We start from the raw sequence: 2676 nt of genomic DNA, 5'->3' as shown, positions 1-2676 counted from the left end.
CGAGTTTCGGCGCGGTTTCGCGGTTTTCGGTAAAAGGCGTTTCATCTGTATAAAAGATCAGCTAAATTATGTGTATTGCACAATACATATATGTGAGGTTAACAGTGAATTTGCCTACGCCCGAAACCTACGATGAACTTCAGAGAGCCTACGATTTTTTTAATGAGAAGCTATTCAGCAACGAGCTGCCGCCATGCCTGATAACGTTGCAGCGTGAGAAGCGAACGTATGGCTATTGTTCCTTTAAGCGTTTCGTCGGCCGTGAGAGTGGGTACACGGTAGACGAGATCGCTATGAATCCGGTGTATTTCTCGATCAGAACCATAAAGGCCACGCTTTCAACACTGGTGCATGAGATGGTTCATCAGTGGCAATTCCATTTTGGCGAGCCTGGCCGCCGTGGCTATCACAACAAACAGTGGGCGGCCCGGATGGAACGGGTAGGACTAATGCCTTCTGATACCGGCGAACCGGGAGGCAGGAAAGTGGGCCAGAGCATGACCCATTATATTATTGCCGGTGGCCCTTTCGATATGGCCTGTGATGAACTGCTGACAGGCCATTTCCGGCTTTCCTGGATGGACAGGTTTCCGCCTTACCAGCCTAAGCCTGGCGCTGTGCTAAGCCCTACAGGAAAAGGCTATATTGACGACGAGGAAGATGATAGCGAACACGAACAGGAGGTGGAGGAAGGGCGCGACCCGGTTGAACTCGACGACGAGATCATAGAGGCCATGCGATTTGTAACCCCGCCGCCTGAAGCGCCGGTGAACAAAACAAACCGGGAAAAGTACAGCTGCCCGGTGTGTCATATCAATCTCTGGGGTAAACCGGGGATAGTGGTTTACTGTGGTGGCGAGCACTGTAATAAAGCCGCGTTAGTAGTCTTAAAATAAAGTCCTTTCGGACTTTATTTTTTTTCCATTTCCGAGGTCGTGATGTTATTAATGCTGTACTTCGCGGCTTCTTTTAAAACAGTTTCAGCAAGGCTTGCTGGTATCCAGACCTGAACTAATTTTAATGGTTCGCCGTTCTCGGCTTTAAGAGTGGTGTTCTGGTACAAATCCCAGATTCGCTTAACGGTGCTGGAAATGTTTTGCTTGGAACGGCCTACTCGCGTGGCTACGTCTGATGATTTCTCACCTTTGACAAGCACGGAATAGCCAATATCTGTTGTGATGTGTGCAAAGGAAGCCATTTGCGGCAGCAGCTGTTTCCATTCTGTTTCTGAAATTCTGTTTTTCTGAGCCATCTGTGGCGCCTCCGTAGTTTTGGTTACAGAAAGGATATACTCAGAATAAACTGGGGTCAATACAAGTACGATTTTTATAAACTTTATTTTATTTGAGGGTGAGGCCCGGTGCGGCAGCAGCGCGGGCCTCGATGGTGCCGCGAAGGTGCTGGCGCCATGCTTGGATTAAAACATGAACCGTGAAGAACTGCGAAACTTGTTTTCGCGGTTCTGAGGGGTTGACCGAGCCGCGAAGCGGCGCTGGTAAGCGATGATATGCACATATCCACAGGCATATTTTTAAAAGGTATTTTATAGATTTTTTATCTTTTTAAAGTCTTTTAGAGCTATATAACTCATTGATTTAAAATCATAAATAAGTGTTATCTCTGGGAATCCGCCCACCTTGTTATGGGAATTGGCCCACCTATCTATGGGAAACACCCCACCTTACTATGGGAATTAGCCCACCTTGTTATGGGAATTGGCCCACCTTAGACGAAACTGTAAAAAATGTATTTACTTGTTTGAACTTTGTGGTAGTGTGGAGAGTAATTTTTAACCCACAAAGGCAAGGCTCATGGATAAGTTGCTGAACAAAAAGATAAAAGTTAAGCAGTCTAACGAGCTTACCGAAGCTGCTTACTACCTCTCGCTAAAAGCAAAGCGCGTTCTCTGGTTATGTCTTATGCAGACGTATTTCACAGCTTCAGTAAGCGAAGATGATGATGAGATGGCTGTACTCGGTGACTCTACTTTCAAAGTAAAGGTGGCTGACTATGAGCAAATTTTTCAGGTAAGCCGTAACCAGGCTATCAAGGATGTTAAAGAAGGCGTGTTTGAGTTAAGCCGTTCTGCGGTAATCTTTTACCCGAAAGAAGGAAGTTTTGACTGCGTCGCGCGCCCCTGGCTAACAGAGGCTGGCAGCCGATCAGCTCGTGGTATCTGGGAAATCGAATTTAACCATAAACTCCTGCGGTACATTTACGGCCTGACGAACCAGTTCACCACCTACTCGCTCCGCGATTGTGGCAGTCTTCGAAATCCACGGACGATCCGCCTTTATGAAAGTCTTGCTCAATTCAAATCTTCAGGCTTATGGGTTACTACTCATGCTTGGTTAAATGACCGTTTCCTTTTGCCGGAATCCCAACAGAAGAACTTGGCAGAGTTGAAACGATCTTTCCTTGATCCTGCACTCAAGCAGATAAATGAGAAAACACCTTTACTTGCTAAGTATAGTATTGATGATTCAGGAAAATTTCTGTTCTCAATAATTGATAAGCAAAATCCCGTCTGACATAAATCAGCACACATGAGCCTGTCATTTGACAAATTTTTGTCATGAAGATGGGCGAATTTCCACACAGCACCGGCGCCCGGCAAGGTGGGCGGATTCCCACACGGCACCGGCGCCCGGCAAGGTGGGCGGATTCCCACACGGC

General features: G+C 46.8%; 3 protein-coding genes. 2 read left to right on the top strand and 1 reads right to left on the bottom strand.

Annotated features, from left to right (window positions below):
- The first annotated feature begins 104 nt into the window (after positions 1 to 104).
- Positions 105 to 896 carry a SprT-like domain-containing protein gene (locus ACOTX2_RS24355; protein ID WP_001452808.1) on the top strand — a complete coding sequence of 264 codons (792 nt, stop codon included), beginning with the start codon at positions 105 to 107 and terminating at the stop codon, positions 894 to 896.
- A 14-nt stretch (positions 897 to 910) separates the two neighbouring features.
- On the opposite strand, the gene ardK is transcribed toward ACOTX2_RS24355, so the two are convergent.
- Complete coding sequence (gene ardK, locus ACOTX2_RS24350; protein ID WP_000057569.1) at positions 911 to 1252, bottom strand: antirestriction protein ArdAB regulator ArdK; 342 nt, start codon at positions 1250 to 1252, stop codon at positions 911 to 913.
- 559 nt (positions 1253 to 1811) lie between these two features.
- On the opposite strand from ardK, the gene ACOTX2_RS24345 reads away from it, so the two are divergent.
- Positions 1812 to 2531 (top strand): replication initiation protein, encoded by a 720-nt coding sequence (locus ACOTX2_RS24345; protein ID WP_001749982.1) that lies wholly within the window; start codon positions 1812 to 1814, stop codon positions 2529 to 2531.
- Positions 2532 to 2676: the final 145 nt, after the last annotated feature.

This window comes from Enterobacter cloacae complex sp. IR5412 (assembly GCF_049237385.1).
Taxonomy (GTDB): domain Bacteria; phylum Pseudomonadota; class Gammaproteobacteria; order Enterobacterales; family Enterobacteriaceae; genus Enterobacter; species Enterobacter intestinihominis.
This window is presented reverse-complemented; position numbering and strand designations above follow the sequence as displayed.

Bases quoted from the DNA above. Each gene is read 5' to 3' on its own strand.
- ardK (WP_000057569.1), bottom strand. From the start codon at position 1,252: ATGGCTCAGAAAAACAGAATTTCAGAAACAGAATGGAAACAGCTGCTG.
- ACOTX2_RS24345 (WP_001749982.1), top strand. From the start codon at position 1,812: ATGGATAAGTTGCTGAACAAAAAGATAAAAGTTAAGCAGTCTAACGAG.